The organism is Longimicrobiaceae bacterium (assembly GCA_035936415.1).
Classification (GTDB): Bacteria; Gemmatimonadota; Gemmatimonadetes; order Longimicrobiales; family Longimicrobiaceae; genus JAFAYN01.
The window spans coordinates 1-16,578 of the sequence record DASYWD010000498.1; the positions used below are offsets into that span (position 1 = coordinate 1).

The 16,578-nt window shown below is 68.3% G+C and carries 17 protein-coding genes and 1 tRNA gene; 2 read left to right on the forward strand and 16 right to left on the reverse strand.

Going from position 1 to position 16,578, the window contains the following annotated elements:
• Positions 1-96 precede the first annotated feature (96 nt).
• The 9 genes from VGR37_20080 to VGR37_20120 form a co-directional block, all read right to left on the reverse strand.
• Entirely contained in the window at positions 97-717 is a 621-nt protein-coding gene (locus VGR37_20080; GenBank protein HEV2149710.1) for a hypothetical protein, read from the reverse strand.
• Positions 671-1,036, reverse strand: coding sequence for an STAS-like domain-containing protein (locus VGR37_20085; GenBank protein HEV2149711.1), 366 nt, complete (start codon positions 1,034-1,036; stop codon positions 671-673). The genes VGR37_20080 and VGR37_20085 overlap by 47 nt, the downstream gene beginning before the upstream one ends.
• Complete coding sequence (locus tag VGR37_20090) at positions 1,023-2,126, reverse strand: STAS domain-containing protein (GenBank protein ID HEV2149712.1); 1,104 nt, start codon at positions 2,124-2,126, stop codon at positions 1,023-1,025. Before VGR37_20090 ends, VGR37_20085 begins: the two co-directional genes overlap by 14 nt.
• 83 nt (positions 2,127-2,209) lie before the next feature.
• Positions 2,210-2,671, reverse strand: a complete 462-nt coding sequence (locus VGR37_20095; protein HEV2149713.1) for a hypothetical protein — start codon at positions 2,669-2,671, stop codon at positions 2,210-2,212.
• Between the two features lie 406 nt (positions 2,672-3,077).
• The gene (locus VGR37_20100) at positions 3,078-3,269 is read right to left on the reverse strand and encodes a hypothetical protein (GenBank protein HEV2149714.1); all 192 of its coding nucleotides are present in this window, start codon (positions 3,267-3,269) and stop codon (positions 3,078-3,080) included.
• A gap of 26 nt (positions 3,270-3,295) precedes the next feature.
• On the reverse strand, positions 3,296-3,541 hold the full coding sequence (locus tag VGR37_20105; protein HEV2149715.1) for a hypothetical protein: 246 nt from the start codon (positions 3,539-3,541) through the stop codon (positions 3,296-3,298).
• A gap of 168 nt (positions 3,542-3,709) precedes the next feature.
• Positions 3,710-4,048: a hypothetical protein gene (locus tag VGR37_20110; protein ID HEV2149716.1), complete on the reverse strand. Its 339-nt coding sequence runs from the start codon at positions 4,046-4,048 to the stop codon at positions 3,710-3,712.
• Positions 4,048-5,118 (reverse strand): HNH endonuclease, encoded by a 1,071-nt coding sequence (locus VGR37_20115; GenBank protein ID HEV2149717.1) that lies wholly within the window; start codon positions 5,116-5,118, stop codon positions 4,048-4,050. Before VGR37_20115 ends, VGR37_20110 begins: the two co-directional genes overlap by 1 nt.
• Before the next feature lie 16 nt (positions 5,119-5,134).
• Entirely contained in the window at positions 5,135-5,896 is a 762-nt protein-coding gene (locus tag VGR37_20120; GenBank protein ID HEV2149718.1) for a hypothetical protein, read from the reverse strand.
• 958 nt (positions 5,897-6,854) lie between these two features.
• Here VGR37_20120 and VGR37_20125 point away from each other — a divergent pair.
• The gene (locus VGR37_20125) at positions 6,855-8,078 is read left to right on the forward strand and encodes a tyrosine-type recombinase/integrase (GenBank protein HEV2149719.1); all 1,224 of its coding nucleotides are present in this window, start codon (positions 6,855-6,857) and stop codon (positions 8,076-8,078) included.
• A 113-nt stretch (positions 8,079-8,191) separates the two neighbouring features.
• On the opposite strand, the gene VGR37_20130 is transcribed toward VGR37_20125, so the two are convergent.
• From VGR37_20130 to VGR37_20160, 7 genes are all read right to left on the reverse strand, one after another.
• Positions 8,192-8,264, reverse strand: a tRNA-Gly gene (locus VGR37_20130).
• A 134-nt stretch (positions 8,265-8,398) separates the two neighbouring features.
• Positions 8,399-10,000 (reverse strand): alpha-amylase family glycosyl hydrolase, encoded by a 1,602-nt coding sequence (locus VGR37_20135; GenBank protein HEV2149720.1) that lies wholly within the window; start codon positions 9,998-10,000, stop codon positions 8,399-8,401.
• A 6-nt stretch (positions 10,001-10,006) separates the two neighbouring features.
• The gene (locus VGR37_20140) at positions 10,007-10,414 is read right to left on the reverse strand and encodes a hypothetical protein (protein HEV2149721.1); all 408 of its coding nucleotides are present in this window, start codon (positions 10,412-10,414) and stop codon (positions 10,007-10,009) included.
• Between the two features lie 269 nt (positions 10,415-10,683).
• Entirely contained in the window at positions 10,684-12,306 is a 1,623-nt protein-coding gene (locus VGR37_20145) for an alpha-amylase family glycosyl hydrolase (protein ID HEV2149722.1), read from the reverse strand.
• On the reverse strand, positions 12,303-13,958 hold the full coding sequence (locus VGR37_20150) for an alpha-amylase family protein (protein ID HEV2149723.1): 1,656 nt from the start codon (positions 13,956-13,958) through the stop codon (positions 12,303-12,305). Before VGR37_20150 ends, VGR37_20145 begins: the two co-directional genes overlap by 4 nt.
• Before the next feature lie 38 nt (positions 13,959-13,996).
• On the reverse strand, positions 13,997-14,971 hold the full coding sequence (locus tag VGR37_20155) for a TIGR03885 family FMN-dependent LLM class oxidoreductase (GenBank protein ID HEV2149724.1): 975 nt from the start codon (positions 14,969-14,971) through the stop codon (positions 13,997-13,999).
• Between the two features lie 12 nt (positions 14,972-14,983).
• Positions 14,984-15,781: an SDR family oxidoreductase gene (locus VGR37_20160; GenBank protein ID HEV2149725.1), complete on the reverse strand. Its 798-nt coding sequence runs from the start codon at positions 15,779-15,781 to the stop codon at positions 14,984-14,986.
• 460 nt (positions 15,782-16,241) lie between these two features.
• On the opposite strand from VGR37_20160, the gene VGR37_20165 reads away from it, so the two are divergent.
• Positions 16,242-16,578 (forward strand): hypothetical protein (locus tag VGR37_20165; GenBank protein HEV2149726.1); only part of this gene is annotated, 337 nt, incomplete at its 3' end.

The following is a 16,578-nucleotide window of genomic DNA, read 5'->3' on the forward strand; positions in this document are numbered from 1 at the left end:
GGGGGGGGGCCCGCTCTGCATCAGACCTCTGGATACCATCCCGTGCCGGTCTCGGAGCACGGGATGGGACCCTTCCGCACTGTGGCGACCCGGCAACTACCTGAGGTCGAGTATCACTCGGGTCTGCACCTGGTAGAGGAACTCCTTCGCTTCACCAATCTTTCTCTCTACCTGGACGCGGCGGCCGGCGCTGACAAGTATGTTCCCATCCACAACGCGAAGATCTGGATCCACTTCCCCCCGCCGAGGGGTGTCGGTGAGCAACTTGCCTAACTCTCGGCACATCCCCACGTATTTAGGTACGTCCCCGTCTTCCACCGGGCCGTTGAGCCTCGCAGTGAACCGCGAATACCCTTCGAAGTCACTCGCGCAACGTTTTATTAGCCTCGTGGCTCCTACCCAGGGGATCTCCGCCTGCTCACATAAGTCCTCAAGCTGCTGGAGTTGCTGGAGGGGACTCCGGAGCCTATCCATCACCGCGTCTTTCTTCACCTGATCCGCGTACTTCACACGCTCGAATCGCCGGAAGAGCACGAACGAGGCAAGGACGGTCAGTAGCAACGCGATCGCGGCGAGTGGGTCTACCTCCTTGTCGATCGTTACCCCTGGAACCGTAAAGATCTTCCCGACAACGAAGCCGATCAGTAGGAGTGCGACTGCGGCTACCCCTTCACCAGGCCCCAGCTGGGCTTCGCGTTGCTCGAACTTGCTCAGCATCGTTGATATACCCGAGGATATCCTCTACGAGGTAGACTTCCTCTTTCGATGTGAACCGCAGCACCGCAAGGAGTTCAGGCCCGGTAAATCCGCTCGACCGGACCAAGCCCCCAAACGCTTCCTCGAGGAAGGAGGTGCCATACCCCGCGGTCCCGTCCAGGTTAACGTGCAACTGCGAACGTTCCACCAAGGCCTGCTTCACGGCCGGTTGGAGGAGTTCCTCCCGGAACTCCTCCCCTGAGAAGTCCCCCTCGTCTCGGTATCGCGAACCAGGTGTCCGGCTGAAGTCGCGAGCGACGGACAGTTCAATCGTCTTCATGGGCCGGAGTGCAGCTGTTGGATGGTTGTAGCTCCCAGATCACAAGTGTCCCGCTAAACGGGACCTTCAGGGAGCTATACTCGCCCCGCCCCACGTGGGCGTACACGTCGTTGGTCACGATCAGCAGGTTTGATACCCCGTTCCTGGATTGCACCTGGCGAATCCCTGGCAAACCCTTCCCGCGGAACGACTGCTTTGTGACGGTCTCGTGTAGCCTGCCGTCGAGGATCGCTTTCATGATCATCGGGTTGTCCATTCGTTTCAGCACCGTGATCAGCTGATCTCGCCACCCGAACCATTTGCTCGTCTTACCCTTGCTGTCGAGGCTCGTGAAGACCCCGACCCCGAAGTCGACGAAGGTGAAGGTCACCTTGTGCTTCTTCTTCTGGTGGTTCACGGACAGCCACCAATGCTTCTCGCCCTGCCCTTCGAGGGCTGCATGATTATTAGTATTGTGCATCAGCTCCAGCAAGATACGCTGGACTCCCTGCGCGCGGCGAGGCTCCCCCCACACAGTTGTCGCCGCGTTACTGATGATCCGCGCAGTGAGCACTGAGTTCACCTTCTTCTCGGCATGCGTATGCAGTCCCCGTTCAGGGGAGACAGAGTACGTGTCGCGGTCTTCGTACTTTCGATAGAGCCCTTGGAAAAACCCCGACTTCGCAATTGCCTCTCGAATTGCTTGGTCCTTTGGGAAGTCTCCGCCGAAGCCAACCCCCTGAGCCCGAAACCGGATCATAATCGCGAGGAGGATCACGATCGCGGCAGAATCGACACGCCTGACCCCATAGATCGAGACCCGAACCGGGTTCCGGCGTTCGAGATGATGGGCGAGAGTAGCGAAGAAGGCGTTGCATCCCTCGGGATTGTGTACCATCCGCATATCGGGCGGCGCCTGCACGCGGGTGAACCCCGCCCGGGGGAGTACGCGGGTCGGAGTTTCGTATCGGCGGAGCCTCTTCGGCTTTCCGAGGTGCGTGCGCCTTTTCGCTTTGAGGTACTTCGCCCTGCATCGCCGCCGCTCGAGTGCGTGTTCGCCGCGGCGCCACTGGAGCCTGACGTATCGGCCTTTGTTCACGATTCGCTTCATAAACCAGCCTGGAGAGCCTGACTGAATCGATTCACGCGGATGGCGAATCCATGGGCAGCAGCGGTCGATCGTCCGAGCACGGATTACCTTCCCAATGTTGCTCCCACCCACCCATCCCGCACCGCCCCTTCGACCCCGAGCCCAACGTGGTCTCCCAGTCGATGGAAGAGGCGCGTCCCCTGCCCCGCCTCCCCGCCGAGCCGCACCCCCGGCTCGAGCACCAGCTTCACCCGCTCCGCTCCCTCCCACGGCGCGAGCCCCAGCCGCTCCCCCTCGCGCCAGGCCTCCACCCGCATGCGCCCGGTCGGGTCGGCCGCGGCGTACAGCGCGGCGTAGCCGGCCAGCACCGTGGCGAGGCGGTCAGTCACGTCCATGGCGCGCGTGCGGGCTACCGGGCTCCACCAGGGGTTGCCGCGCACGGCGGAGGGGATCACCAGCTCGCCGCGGGTGAGGGTGCCCCGGATGCGGTGCTCGTCCCACACGACGGCCACCGTCCAGCCTTTAAGCGCGCGGATCCGCTCGTGCCGCGGGAGGGCGCGGCGCACGAATTCGCCAACGCGCTCCAGTTCGTTTTGCTCACTCGCCGTGAGGGCGTCGCGCCAGTTTGTCAGGGCTCGATCCCCGGGACCTGAATTCTAGCCATGCTCACCGCTGCGAGCGCGCCGATACGCGTCTGGGTGCCAGCGCTGTAAGTACGCCAGAACCGCCCGCCGCCACTGCGCGCGCACGAGATACGGGAAGGTGTATGCGATTCCGTCAACGTGCGGGACCCCCATCACCGCCGCCCACTCCAATAGTTGCTCCGGCGGTGCCTCGTCCGGCGGGAATGGGACCATCTCGCCGGTGTATGCTGGGATGCCCTCTAGAGGCGGCGGTGGTCCAGGTGGGTCGGTCCTGCGTACCTCAATCGGCATAGTGCAACTCCGCGTGGAAGAGTTCCGGACGGATGGCTCAACGTTCAGTTGCCCCCTCCTCCGCGAGCTGGTGCAGGAGCTGCCCGGCGGCCACCTCCGCGGCGAGCGCGGCTGCGACCTCGAGGGAGTCGTAGTAGATCCAGCCGCACACGTCGCAGCGCCAGTAGGTGCCGCGGCACACCCAGCTACCGGTGCACTCCGGCAGGACGTGCCTCAACTCGAGGTTCATAGGCCATGTTAAGGCATCCAGCCGCTTTAGCCCGCCAAGTCCTTGCACTCCACACGGGTGAGCGCGTACGCACCGACGATGAAGGAGGCGAGATTCAGCGCCCACCCGGCGTATACCCCTTCCCATCCCTCCAACTTGAAGCTGACGAAAGGGGAGCCTACCATGAGAGCAGCCATGATGAAAACCAGGAGCCAGTTGCGCCTCCAGAACGTCCTGAGAACGCCGCGCGAGACGGTCTCTCGAGACTGGACCGACTCGGAGCGGATCGCCACGATGCGTCTCCCGACCGCTCCGCATTGAGAGCACGCCTCGGTGGGCGCCGGGTCGCGCGGAGCCCCGCATTCCTCACAGGTCCCCTTGATCATCCGGCGCTCCGCATGGTTTCTCCGCCCATCTGCTTCTCCTGGAAGACTGCCCAACCGGCTCCCCCGGGTCCGGCCTCATCCGTGCCCGCCGTCGTGTCTCGCACCAGGTGCGCGGCGGGGGTCAGGTCGGCATTCTCGGCCGGCCGGGGAGACGAGATCCGAAGAGGGAGTCTCGGCACCACGGCGCCGAAGGTTCACCCGGCCGAGCACGGAGGACGCGAGCAGCGTGAGCACTGCGATCCCCAGCATGGACGCCGCCACCGCCCGGTCGAGCGCCACCGCCTCGGCGCTCGCCGCGGCCGGGCGCATCAGGAATAGCACGGCCGCGCCGCCGACCAGGAGGATCGCGCGGTGATAGCTGTAGCGCCGGCCGGGGGCGGAGCTGGGAGTGCGGAAAAGGGAGAGGAGGCGCATCACCGCTCCGGGATCAGCATGGCCCGCAGCTCCTCGATCGTGTACGGCTCCGGCGTCCTCCGGTGCAGCATGGCGTGGCAGTTCGGGCACACGGGCCGGAGGTCCAGGATCGGATCCACCTCGTACGCCCCGCCAACCGCGGCGAGCGGGACCAGGTGGTGCACGTGGATGAAGCCGTCCCCGACCTCCCCGTAACGCTGCTTAAAGTCGAGCTTACACACCCCGCAGCGGGCGCCGTAGTGGTCAATGCAGGTCTGCCGCGCCTTCTCGTCGCGCTCGTAGCGGTTGACGCGGACCGTCTTAACCGCCCCTTCCGTGTAGGTGTCAGGCTCCACCTCGTCTGGATGATCGCCCCCCGGGGCCGATGCTGGCTCGCCGCTGAAGTCAATCCAGAACACCTTGTCCCCGTCGTCCCAGCCGCGCACCCAGCCCCGGTACACATCCCGGAGATGGGCGTGCTGACCGGTCGTGACTACGAAGACCGGGAGCTTCAACGTCCCGGCCGCCTTCGTCGCGTGGATCTCAGCAGCGTCCCGGCCCGGTGAGTTCGTCACCGGGTAGTGGTAGCGTATTCCCGTCGGGGTGAATTCGTCGGGATGCACCTTCCCCGTGTGGAGCAGTCCCACCGTGACACCAACGCCCTCCGGGTCAGTCGCCTTGGTGCGTCCGCCGTCATACCAGACGCCGCGCGCGCCGCGGAAGACACCCACCTCCTGCAGATGGCGTGGGTACAGGTCGCGGCCTCCGTTGGGGGTGCCGATCGTCTTCCACATCTGGTCTCGGCGGGCACGCTCGATGTCACCCTTACCGACGATCCGAAACCCGTTCGTCTCCAGGATGCGGAAGCACTTCGACGCCAGGCCCCCCGTGAAGTCGGCCGGGCGGTACGTGCGCCCGGTGCAGCGGGTCGCGGCCAACCCCACCACGGCTTTCGGAGGGTAGCGGCGGTCCTCGTGGAGCACATCGTAGCCGATGGAGTCGGCGAAGGGGTGCTCGGCGCCGGCGTCCAGCTCAGCAAAGGCCTGGAGGAGGTCGGCGCGGGTGATGGTGTCGGGGAGCGGGGTGCGCATCGGTGCAGCCGTTTCGTTATTGTGTCTTGCCCGCATCACCCGCCGGCAGTCGGTCCGCGTAGCGGAGTGCGAAGTAACCATCGACGGACTCGACGAACGCCCACGCCGCGAGTACGTAGTTGGTCACCGCGTCCTCGGCCAGGCGAATCTGCTCCCCCACGGTGCCCCCCAGCTGGGGATGGCGCCGAAGGAAGTCGTGGGCGATCGCGCCCGCGCGGTGAACTACGAGGTGACGAACCCCCCAGAGCTCCTCCATCGTCGGGACGAGGTCTTCCGAGAGCGCGGAGGCCCCCATCCTCCGAAGCCGACCGATCCACCGTCTCGGCCCGCCGTCGTCGACGAAGTTGCGCGCCCATCGGTCCCGGAGCTCCGCCGCCAGGGCCTCCACGGATCCCGCGGCAGCAATTTCGGCGTAGGTGGCGCTCTGCTCCGAGTCCCCCATCAGTCGGGAATCCAGGGCGGCGAAGTAGGCCAGGACGTCCTGGAGGTAGGTCTCCGTGAAGGTCACGACCATCACACAGTCCCACTCGTTCAGGAACCCGAACTGGGCCTCGAAATCCGCGACGCGCTGCTTGACCTCCCCATGCCTTCGCATCATCGCGAACATCTCGTCGGCCGACGACGGGATTTCTCCTGCGGCGATCCGCTCGGCCTCCCTCCGGACGGCCGAAACCTCCGCAGTCATCCACGTGATCTGCTCCTGGACCATCTCGTGGAAGCTGGCCTGGCGGGCGATATTCGCCTTGAAAGTAAGGTAGGCGGGAGAGCGCCAGGTCATCGCCGGGGGTCAGGAGCCAGTTCAGGCGGGTGTGCAGTTGCGCCCGGGACGCCGGGGATGGGTACCGGCTCTGCGGCACTTCGCCCAGCGGTCGCCTCGCGGGGAGGCGCGCACGGGAAACAGAATAGTCCTCGCACGAGCGGGTGACAATACTCACGCGCGTTTGGGATCCATGCGTAGGAACGAAGTGCTGGGGAGGAACACGTCGGCACCTGACCACGCGGCCGTGGTGCGGATGTCTCTCTGGTAGGGGCGGAGGAACCCGTACGTCGGCTCTGCGGTGACCCGCGAACAAGGACGGCCCCACCTGGCTCTTGAACTCGACTGCGGCGACAAGGCGGCGCCTCGGTTAATCAGCAGCATGACCCACAGTTCGTGGGCCGAAAGTAGCCGGGCAAACTGACATGAGGACCCGCCGCAGTAGATGAATGCCGGCGCTGGAGAGTTCGTTCCTCACACCAGCACTGTGGGGGGTTCGGACCTGGGAGATACAGTACAACGCTTGGGGGCTAGACAAGGTACTACCGGATGGTGACAGATATGGAGGAATCGCATATGAGTACTGCCATCCCCACACAGTCACTCCTTCTAGCCCTGGTGGCCCGGTGGCGCACGAACGCAGCCGTGCTGCGGTCCTACGGCGCCCACGGACGCGCGACGCTTCTGGAGCGATTAGCGGCAGAATTGGAGACGGAGCTGGCCGCGGAGAGTTCGACGGTGGTAGATCTGGCCGGAGCGGTCCACCTCTCGGGCTACTCCCGCGGACACCTCCGGCGCCTCCTGCGGAGTGGGCAGCTCCGCAACGTGGGAAGCGAGGATTTTCCAAAATTCCTTTCCGCCGACCTACCCCGCAAACCTGGCTATCCACCTAGCAACAAGACACTTGCGCACCCCCCCGAAAATGATGTAAATTCTAGGTTGCAGGTTGCGCGTGCCGTCGTGTTCGGAGATTGAACCGATGGCAGACAAGAAAGACTGCTGGAGCTATATCGCTGGCGAGAAGGGAGTCAACCGGGTCCGCGCCTATGAGAAGGTCAAGGGTGGACCGCTGTTCCTCGAATGGATGGAGGACGTGGTTGACGCGGAAACCGGGTTGCCGGTCATGGACCCGGAGACCGGAGCACCGAAGCGGAAGCGCCAACGGCTCTCCCTGACGGCTGCGGGGATCACCACCTACGCGGCGGCGGTCGTCAAGGCCGAGGAGACGGCGGAGAAGTTCCAGCAACTCGGCTCACTGGACCGGAGCGGTCCGCTTACGCTGGGGCGGCTGCTCGACCTATACCTCAAGGAGGTCACTCCCACCAAGAAGCCGAACACGCAGCTCCACGACAGGCAGGCCGCCCGGATGTTCCGAACGTTCTTCGGCGACAAGGCGGTTGTGGAGCAGGGCGGGCTGGACGGGAAGGTGAAGACGGAGCTGGGCCGCGCCAGGTACGATGGCTTCATCAAGGCGCGGCGAGAGGGCAGGATCCAAGGGTTTCCCAGGCGGGTCAGGAACCGGATCATCGAGTACGATATCAAGTTCCTGCGGGCCGTGTTCAATTGGGCCACGGTGGAGCGCCCGGATGGGGTGGTGCTGCTGACCCGCAATCCTTGGAAGGGGTTCCCCGTCCCGGCGGAATCGAGCCCCGCCCGCCCGGAAATGACGGAGGATCTGCACGAGCGGTTGAAGGCCAACGCTCCAGACTGGCGGATGCCTGCGGTCATGGAGCTGTGCAGGGAGACCCGCCACCGCCGGAACAGCGTCCGGCAGCTCCAGTGGACGGACGTCAGCCTGACGGCGCGGACGGTCCGCTGGCGCGGAGAATTTGACAAGACGGGTAAGGAGTCGGTGACGCCGCTCTCGGAGCGCGCGGTAGTGGTGCTCCGGGGCGTTCCACGGGTGCTCGGGTCCCCCTGGGTGTTCCCTGCCCCGATGGACGCCACGCGGCCGGTGTCGAACGAAACGCTGAACCTCTGGATGCAGCGCACGAAGGAACGGCTTGGACTGGACGTGCGGGGGTTGGGCTACCACGGGGAGAAGCGCGCGGGAGTCCGCGACCCACGGTTCCGGGCGCTCGCTCCGGCCGTTCAGGAAGCGATTTCCGGGACGGCCTACGACACGTTGAAGAAGGTCTACGACTACGTGGACCTGGACGACATGCGGGAGGCGGTTGCCGAGCTGGAGCGGGAACTGGCCTGACGAAGCCGCCCGGACGCAACTGACACCTCCAACTGACACCTGGGGGTCCGGCGGGGGGAGAAAGCCGAACCCCGACACCACCTAAGCGGCGCCGGGGCAAGTACTTACAACGAAGCGGGAGACGGGACTCGAACCCGCGACCCTTAGCTTGGAAGGCTAATGCTCTACCAACTGAGCTACTCCCGCGCTTCGTTCCGGCAGAGAAACACCTGACCGGAAGAGGTTAAATCTACCGCGCTACGGGTGACTTCGTCAAGCAGCGGCGAGCCCGTGCGCCCGTGGCGCTCCCCTCCCAGGAAGGGGAGGCGCCGGGATCCGGTTCAATCCAGCCGCACCACCACCCCCTCCGCCCCGCGCAGCACCAGCGTCCACTCCACGCCCTCGCCGTCGCGCTCCGGGTTGGTGGAGAGGACCACCCTGCCGGAGGTGCCCCGCCCCATCTCCACCGTGTGGGTCTCGCCGCCCAGGTTCAGCGCGACCAGGAACCGCCGCCCCGCGCCGATGCGCCGGTAGGCCAGCACGTCACCCGCAGCGTCCGCCGGCTCCCAGCCGCCCACACTCAGCGCCGGCTCCGCGCGCCGCAGCTCGATCAGCCGCCGGTAGAGCGAGAGCATGGAGGCGGGGTCGCCACGCTCCGCCTCCACGTTGGCTTCCCGGAAGTCGTCGGCAATGGGGAGCCATGGCTCGCCCATCGTGAAGCCGGCGTTCGGGCCGGCATCCCACTGCATGGGCGTGCGCTCCGGGTCGCGGCCGAGGCCGCGCCCCGGGAGGTTCCGCTCCCAGGGGTCGCGCACCCGGTCCGGGGGGATGGGGATGTCGTGCATCCCGATCTCGTCCCCGTAGTACAGGGTAGGCGTCCCCCGCAGGGTGAGCAGCAGCATGGCCGCCACCCGCGCCTGGGCCGCCCCCACGCGCGAGGCGATCCGGGGCCGGTCGTGGTTCCCCAGCACCCAGTTGGGCCAGGCGCCGGGCGGCAGCAGCCCCTCGTAGCGCCGTACCGCCGCGTCGATGGCGCGCGCCTCCCACGGGAGGCGGATGAGCTGGAAGTTGTAGGGGAAGTGGCAGCCGCCCCCCTCGGCCCCGTAGTACGGCATCAGCCGCTCCACGGTGTTGTAGATCTCCCCCAGCAGCACCCGCTCGCCTCCGTACGCGTCCACCACCTCGCGCATCCGGGCGATCAGCCCGTGCACCTCCGGCCGGTCGCACGAGAACTCCCGGAGCAGGGCGTCGTAGGGGTCGTCCACCTCGGGCGTGTAGGCGGGGTTCGGCGGGTTGTCGCGGAGGAGCCGGTCCTTCCCCAGCACCTGCACGGCGTCCACGCGGAAGCCGTCCACCCCGCGCTCCAGCCAGAAGCGCAGCACGCCGAGCATGGCCTCCACCACCTGGGGATTGCTCCAGTCCAGGTCCGGCTGCTCGCGCAGGAAGGTGTGCAGGTAGTACTGCCCCGTGGCCTCGTCCCACTCCCAGGCGCTTCCCCCGAAGGCGCTGATCCAGTTGTTCGGCGGCCCCCCGCCCGGCGCCGCGTCGCGCCACACGTACCAGCCGCGCTTCGGGTCGTCCCGCGAGCGGCGGGACTCCGCGAACCAGGGGTGCTGGTCGGAGGTGTGGTTGGGGACGAAGTCCAGGATCACCCTCAGCCCCCGGGCGTGCGCCTCCTCCACCAGCCGGTCGAAGTCGTCCAGCGTGCCGAACAGGGGATCGACCGCGCAGTGGTCCGTCACGTCGTAGCCGAAGTCGGCCATGGGCGACGGATAGAACGGGGAGATCCACACCGCGTCCACCCCCAGCCAGCGCAGGTAATCCAGCCGGGAGGTGATCCCCGGCAGGTCCCCCACCCCGTCGCCGTCGGAATCCTGGAAGGACCGCGGGTACACCTGGTAGATGATCCCGCGCTGCCACCAGGCCGCGCTCGCCTCGCTCACGCCGCCCTACCCGGCCACCCGCACGAACCGCAGCTCCGCGAGCAACTGCTCCAGGTGCTCCCGCCCCAGGTGTGACCAGACGTTGTAGAGGCAGTCCTGGCCGGGGATGCGGAGGTAGGCGAGCTGCCTGGGACCTGTGCCGCCCTCCGGCCCGTACCCCGCCGTGCTCCCGTCCGACCACTCCCGCCGGTGCGGCCACCCGGAGTACGACGGCCCCGACGCGCTCACCCCGGCCCCCGCCACCCCGAAGGCGCTGCGCAGGTCGGGGAGGTCGTATGCGACGCCCCACCCGCCGCCGAAGTTCGCGGCGCGCGGCCGGGCTGCGCCGTGCGGGCCGAGCGAAGCAGGGGCAATGAGGGCACAGGTCGCACGATTCTCCGCCCGCCTCCACTCCGCGACGTAGACCCCCGGCACCTCCGCGGCCGAGAGCGGCGGCTGCCCCCACGGCGCCTCCGGCGCCTGGTCCGGTGCCGCAGGGGAAGGCCGCGGGACGGGGGGAGCCTGCCCGGCCGGCTCGGGGCGTTGCGCGCTCGCACAGGCACCGGTAGCGAAAAACGCAATCAGCAGAAGACCGGCTCGCATCATGGATGGCAACCGCAAACTGAGTGATCTACCGTGAACACCTCGGCGGTCCGGCCGCGCGCACTCTCGCACTCACCTGTCTCCCGCCCGCCGCCCCGCCCTCACCACCGGCGGTGCCTCGCCCGGGTAAGGCGAATCACCACCCCCTCGTCGGGACGCAGCTCGACGTCGCCCCTGACGCGCTCCCCCTCCCGGTCCAGGTGCGTGGAGACGGCGACCACGCCGGCCTGCGCATCTGCGGGGCGGCCGAGGACGTGCGGCCGGGAGCCGAGGTTCAGCGCCACCAGGAAATCGCCCTCCCCACGGCGGGCGCGTCGGATGTAGGCGAGCACGTCGCCGTCGGCGGCAACGGGCTCGAAGCGGCCCACCTCCAGCGCGGGCTCGCCGCGCCGCAGGTCGATCAGCCGCCGGTACAGCGAGAGCGTTGAGCGGGGGGCGTCGCGCTCCGCCTCCACGTTCACCACGCGGTGGTCCTCGGCGATGGGGAGCCAGGGGTCGCCCGTGGTGAAGCCGGCGTTGGGACCGGCATCCCACTGCATGGGGGTGCGCTCCGGGTCGCGCCCCAGCCCCTTGCCGGGGACGTTCTTCTCGAAGGGATCCTGCACCCGGTCGGGCGGGATCTCCACGTCGTGCATCCCGATCTCGTCGCCGTAGTACAGGGTGGGCGTCCCACGCAGCGTCAGCAGGAGCATGGCCGCAACCCGTGCCTGCGCCGCGCCCACGCGCGAGGCGATCCGGTGCTGGTCGTGGTTCCCGAGCACCCAGTTGGGCCACCCCCCCTCGGGGAGCGCCGCCTCGTATTCGTCGATCAGCCCCGCCAGGTGGCGCGCGTCCCACCGCGCCAGGATGAGCTGGAAGTTGAAGGGAAGGTGCACCCCGCTCATGTCCTCGCCGTAGTAGCGCACCAGCCGCTCCACGGGGAGGTAGATCTCGCCGATCAGCACCCGCTCGTGGTACTCGTCGAAGAGGCGCCGCATCTCTCCGATGACGTCGTGCACCTCCGGCTGGTCGGTGGAGTGCACCTTGAGCAGCGCGTCGTACGGGCGCTGGTCCGGCGTCCAGGTGGGGTCGGGCGGGTTGTCGCGGAACTCCGGGTCCTTGATCAGGTGCCAGATGACGTCCACCCGGAAGCCGTCCACCCCGCGCTCCAGCCAGAAGCGGAGCACCTCCAGCATCGCCCGCACCACCTGGGGATTGCGCCAGTTGAGGTCCGGCTGCTCCTTCAGGAAGGCGTGGTAGTAGTACTGGCCCGTCGCCTCGTCGAAGGTCCACGCCGGCCCGCCGAAGTTGGAGAGCCAGTTGTTCGGGGGGCCGCCGTCCGGGGCGGGATCGCGCCAGATGTACCAGTCGCGCTTCGGGTTGTCGCGCGAGCGGCGGGACTCCGCAAACCAGGGGTGCTGGTCGGACGAGTGGTTGGGGACGAAGTCCAGGATCACCTTAAGCCCGCGGGCGTGCGCCTCCTCCACCAGCCGGTCGAAGTCCGCCATCGTGCCGAACATAGGGTGGATCCCGCAGTAGTCCGACACGTCGTAGCCGAAGTCGGCCATGGGCGAGGGGTAGATGGGCGAGATCCACACCGCGTCCACCCCCAGCCACCGGAGGTAGTCCAGCCGGGAGGTGATCCCGGGGAGGTCTCCCACCCCGTCGCCGTCCGAGTCCTGGAACGAGCGCGGGTACACCTGGTACACGATCCCCCGCTGCCACCAAAGGTAGTGATCCTTCATCCGCCTTTCCGCCTTTCCTTTCTCACCCGCATGGCCCCGAGCCGGAACCAGCGGTAGCCGTAGCCCTCCAGCCGGACCCGGTGCTCTCCGCCGTTCACCGCGTCGTACAGGCAGTCGCCCAGCACGTCCACGATGTGGTCCGGGTCGTCTTCCGAGATGTCCAGCACCACCTCCGCCGGCTCCGCCCCAAGGTTGTGGACCGCGATCAGGGTGTTGGGCCCCCAGTCGGCGCGGTGTGCGAAGACCGCGGGGTGCTTCACCTCCACCACCGAGCTCTCTCCCCATCCGAACTCCGGGCACTCCCGGCGGGTGCGGATGGCGCGCTCCAGCCAGAAGAGCAGCGAGTCGCGCTCCAGCTCCTGGGCGGCGACGTTCACTTTCCGGTACGCGAACTTCCCCTTCTTCACCGTGGGCATCGCCAGCTCGTCCGCGTCGGCCACCGAGAAGCCCCCGTTGGGGTCGTCGGACCACTGCATCACCGTGCGGACCGACTGCCGCTCCGGGAGGGAGAGGTCCTCTCCCAGCCCGATCTCGTCGCCGTAGACGATCATCGGGGCGCCCGGGAGGGAGAGGAGCAGGCTGAAGGCCAGCTCGATCCGCTTCCGGTCGCCCCCGAGCATCGGCGCCAGGCGGCGGCGGATCCCGCGGCCGTAGATCCGCATCTCCTCCCTGGGCGCGAACGCCGCGTACACCTCCTGCCGCTCCGCCTCGGTGAGGCGCTCGAGGTCCACCTCGTCCAGGTTGCGGAGGAAGTTGACCCACTGCGCCTCCGGGGGCTTCCGGGGGATGAGCCGCATGGCCCGCACCAGCGGCTCCGCCTCCCCCCGCGCCAGGGCCAGCCAGATGTAGTTGTTGAGGAGGAAGTTCATCAGCATCTGCAGCTCGTCGCCGCGCCCGAAGAACTCCGCCAGCCGGCTGGCCTCCACGTCCGACTCGCCCATGAACGCCACCTCGCCGCGCCGCCGGTAGGCGAAGTGGTAGTACTCCTGGAGGATCCCGTGCGGATCCGGGATCTGCTGCCCCCCCTTGGCTTCGATCATGTGGCTGGCCGCGTCCACGCGCATGGCGTCCACGCCCAGCTGCAGCCAGAAGCCGATGATCTTCTTCACCTCCTCGCGCACCCGCGGGTTGGCGTGGTTCAGCGAGGGCTGGAAGTGATAAAAGGTGTGGAAGTAGTACTGCCCCGCCTCCTCGTCCCACCTCCACACGTCCTCCTCCACGCCGGGGAAGATCGGCTGGTGCTTCCGCTCCTCGGGCGGGTCGTCCACCCAGATGTAGAAGTCCCGGTAGGGCGAGTCGCGGTCCCTCCGGGCGGCCTGGAACCAGGGGTGCTGGTCGGAGGTGTGCTCCACCACCAGGTCGATCATCACCCGCATCCCCCGCGACTTCGCCTCCCGCAGGAACTCCACGAAGTCGCCCAGGTCGCCGTGGCGCGGATCCACCGCCAGGAAGTCGGCGACGTCGTAGCCGTTGTCGCGGTTGGGGGTGCGGAAGAAGGGGAGCACCCACAGGCAGGTGACCCCCAGCCCCTCCAGGTAGTCGAGCCTGCGGGTGAGCCCGCCGAAGTCCCCGACCCCGTCGCCGTCGGAGTCCAAAAAGGTGCCGATGTCCACGCCGTAGATCACGGCGTTCTTGTACCAGAAGTCGCTCATCCCCATGGCGCCGCCCCCCTCTCCGTGGCCCCGCCCGCTTACCGCGCCCCGCGCAGCTCCGGGAGGACCCGCTCCCCGAAGACCTCGATGAAGCGCTCCTGCTCGTCGCGGTTGAGGCAGTGCAGGAAGATCTCCTCGAAGCCCAGGTCCACGCATTCCCGCAGCCACTCCAGGTGCCACTCCGGGTCCGCCGAGATCTTGATCTTCCCCCGCAGGTCCTCCGGCCGGACGAACTCCCCCACGGCGTCGAACTGGGCCGGCATCCAGAGGTGGGCCAGCACCGGGCTGGGAAACTGCACGGAGCGCCACTGGTCCCACGCGGCCCGGAGCGCGTCCTCGTCGGTCCGGCCGAAGGAGAGCTGCGCCTGCAGGTAGATGGGCTTCCCCTCCCCGCCGCCGCGCCGGAAGGCCCGGACCATCTCCTCCATCGCCTCGCGCTCGCGGAGCGTGGTGATGAGCCCGTCGGCCCACCCGCCCATCCACTCCGCCGTCTCCGGGGAAAGCGCCGCCCCGATCATGGGGGGCGGCTCCTGCGGGCGCACGTAGAGCTTCGCATCCTCCACGCGGATGAGCCCCGTGCGCGTGACGGTCTCCCCGCTCCAGAGGGCGCGGATGATCTCCACCGCCTCCAGCAGCCGCGCGTTCCGCTCCGCTTTGTGGGGCCAGTGCTGCCCGACGATGTGCTCGTTCAGCGCCTCCCCGCTCCCAGGCGCGATCCAGAAGCGCCCCGGGTACATCTCCGCCAGGGTGGCCGCGGCCTGGCCGACGATGGCCGGGTGGTACCGCCACCCCCCGGGGATCGCGATCATCCCGATCGGGAACGAGGTCGCCTGGAGCGCCGCCGCGATCCACGACCAGGCGAAGCCGGAGTGCCCTTGCCGCTCGCTCCAGGGATGGAAGTGGTCGGAGCACATCGCGCTCTCGAACCCCGCCCGCTCCGCGAGCTGCACCAGCTCCAGGAGCCGGCTGGGGGGGTACTGCTCGTGCGAGCAGTGGTAGCCGATTCGCGTCACCGATGGCCTCCGTCAGCGGGTGCTGCTGCGGCCCGTGATCGCCAGCACCTCGCCCGAAACGAAGCGCGCGTCGGCGGAGGCCAGGTACACGTAGCCCGGGGCGAGCTCCGCCGGCTGGGCGGGGCGCTTCCAGTAGGTGTCCTTGCCGAACTTCGGCACCGCGTCCTGCGGGAAGGTGGTGGGGATCAGCGGCGTCCACACCGGCCCGGGGGCCACACAGTTGACCCGGATGCCGCGGTCCTTGACGTTCTCGGCCAGCGACTTGGTGAAGACGTGGATGGCGCCCTTGGTGGCGCTGTAGTCCAGCAGCCCGCCGTTCCCCTCCAGCGCCACCACGGAGCCGGTGTTGAGGATGCACGCCCCGGCCTGCATGTGCTCCAGGGCGGCCCTGGCCATGTGGAAGTAGCCGTAGATGTTGGTGCGGAAGGTCCGGTCGAGCTGCTCCTCCGTGATGTCCTCGATGGACCTCTGCACCATCTGGTAGGCGGCGTTGTTTACCAGGACGTCGAGCCGGCCGAGCTCCCTCACCACCCGCTCCACGAACTCCCGGCACTGCGAGGCCTCGCGCACGTCGAACTTGTGGACGATGCAGCGGCGCCCGGCCTTCTCCACCCACCTCCGGGTCTCCTCGGCGTCGGCGTCCTCCACGTCGGACAGGTAGCCGATGGCGACGTCCGCCCCCTCCCGCGCGAAGGCGATGGCCACCGCCCGCCCGATGCCGCTGTCGCCGCCCGTGATGATGGCCGCGAGCCCCTGGAGCTTCCCGCACCCCTCGTAGCTCTCCTCGCCGTGGTCGGGCTGGCGGCTCATCTCCTGTTCGGATCCGGGAGGGGGCTGGTCGGTGGGGTCCTTCGGGGCCTCGGGCCCCCCCCTGGGGTCGCGGTCGAGCATGGATGCCTCTCGTCGTGCGCGTGGACGGCTGCGGTTCGGGCGAGGGCGGCCCTGCACAAGGTGTACCGGGTGGGGAGCTGGCGGGCGCGGGCGGAGGACGCGATGCCTGGTCCGCCGCATTCGCGCGGATTGCAGCGAGCTGCCCGGCCCGCACAGTACCCGCCGCAATCCGCCAGCGTCTAGCCCCCTCCACACGGCGCCCGCGCATAGGGAGGAAACCGTCCCGCGTCCACTCTCCCGCACGCCCGCTCCTCTCCTGACGAAACTCGCCGCGTCCGGGCTGCGCTCCGGGGCGGTAGCGTAGTGTCCACGAACCGCGCCGCCACCCTCTCCGCGAAGGAGTCATGCCCGCCCTGCCCCACCTCCGCCCCGCGCCCCGGTGACACCCCGCTCGCCGAAGGGGCGGAGGCGCCCCTCGCCCCCGCCCCCCGCGCTGCTCTTCTCGCCCGGCGAGCTGCTTCCCGGGTCGGCGGTCCTGGGCGAGCTGCGAGAGCCGGCGGGCGTGGCGCTCTGGCAGGCCGTGCACGACGTCTACCTGTGGGCGGGGGCGGCGCCCCACGAACGGGCGCTGCTCTTCGCGCCCGCGGCCCTGGCGCGCAGACAGGAGCTGCTGCGGCGCGGGGTGCGCGACCCGGAGCTGTTCGCGCTCCTCGGCCGGCTCTCCGGCGCCCTGCTGCGCGATCCGGCCGAGGCGGATGCCGCGGAGGTGGCGGAGG

Excerpts from the sequence above, each read along its gene's own strand:
- VGR37_20080 (HEV2149710.1), bottom strand. The coding sequence starts at position 717 with ATGCTGAGCAAGTTCGAGCAACGCGAAGCCCAGCTGGGGCCTGGTGAA.
- VGR37_20085 (HEV2149711.1), bottom strand. The coding sequence starts at position 1,036 with ATGAAGACGATTGAACTGTCCGTCGCTCGCGACTTCAGCCGGACACCT.
- VGR37_20090 (HEV2149712.1), bottom strand. The coding sequence starts at position 2,126 with ATGAAGCGAATCGTGAACAAAGGCCGATACGTCAGGCTCCAGTGGCGC.
- VGR37_20100 (HEV2149714.1), bottom strand. The coding sequence starts at position 3,269 with ATGAACCTCGAGTTGAGGCACGTCCTGCCGGAGTGCACCGGTAGCTGG.
- VGR37_20110 (HEV2149716.1), bottom strand. The coding sequence starts at position 4,048 with ATGCGCCTCCTCTCCCTTTTCCGCACTCCCAGCTCCGCCCCCGGCCGG.
- VGR37_20115 (HEV2149717.1), bottom strand. The coding sequence starts at position 5,118 with ATGCGCACCCCGCTCCCCGACACCATCACCCGCGCCGACCTCCTCCAG.
- VGR37_20120 (HEV2149718.1), bottom strand. The coding sequence starts at position 5,896 with ATGACCTGGCGCTCTCCCGCCTACCTTACTTTCAAGGCGAATATCGCC.
- VGR37_20125 (HEV2149719.1), top strand. The coding sequence starts at position 6,855 with ATGGCAGACAAGAAAGACTGCTGGAGCTATATCGCTGGCGAGAAGGGA.
- VGR37_20145 (HEV2149722.1), bottom strand. The coding sequence starts at position 12,306 with ATGAAGGATCACTACCTTTGGTGGCAGCGGGGGATCGTGTACCAGGTG.
- VGR37_20150 (HEV2149723.1), bottom strand. The coding sequence starts at position 13,958 with ATGAGCGACTTCTGGTACAAGAACGCCGTGATCTACGGCGTGGACATC.
- VGR37_20160 (HEV2149725.1), bottom strand. The coding sequence starts at position 15,781 with ATGAGCCGCCAGCCCGACCACGGCGAGGAGAGCTACGAGGGGTGCGGG.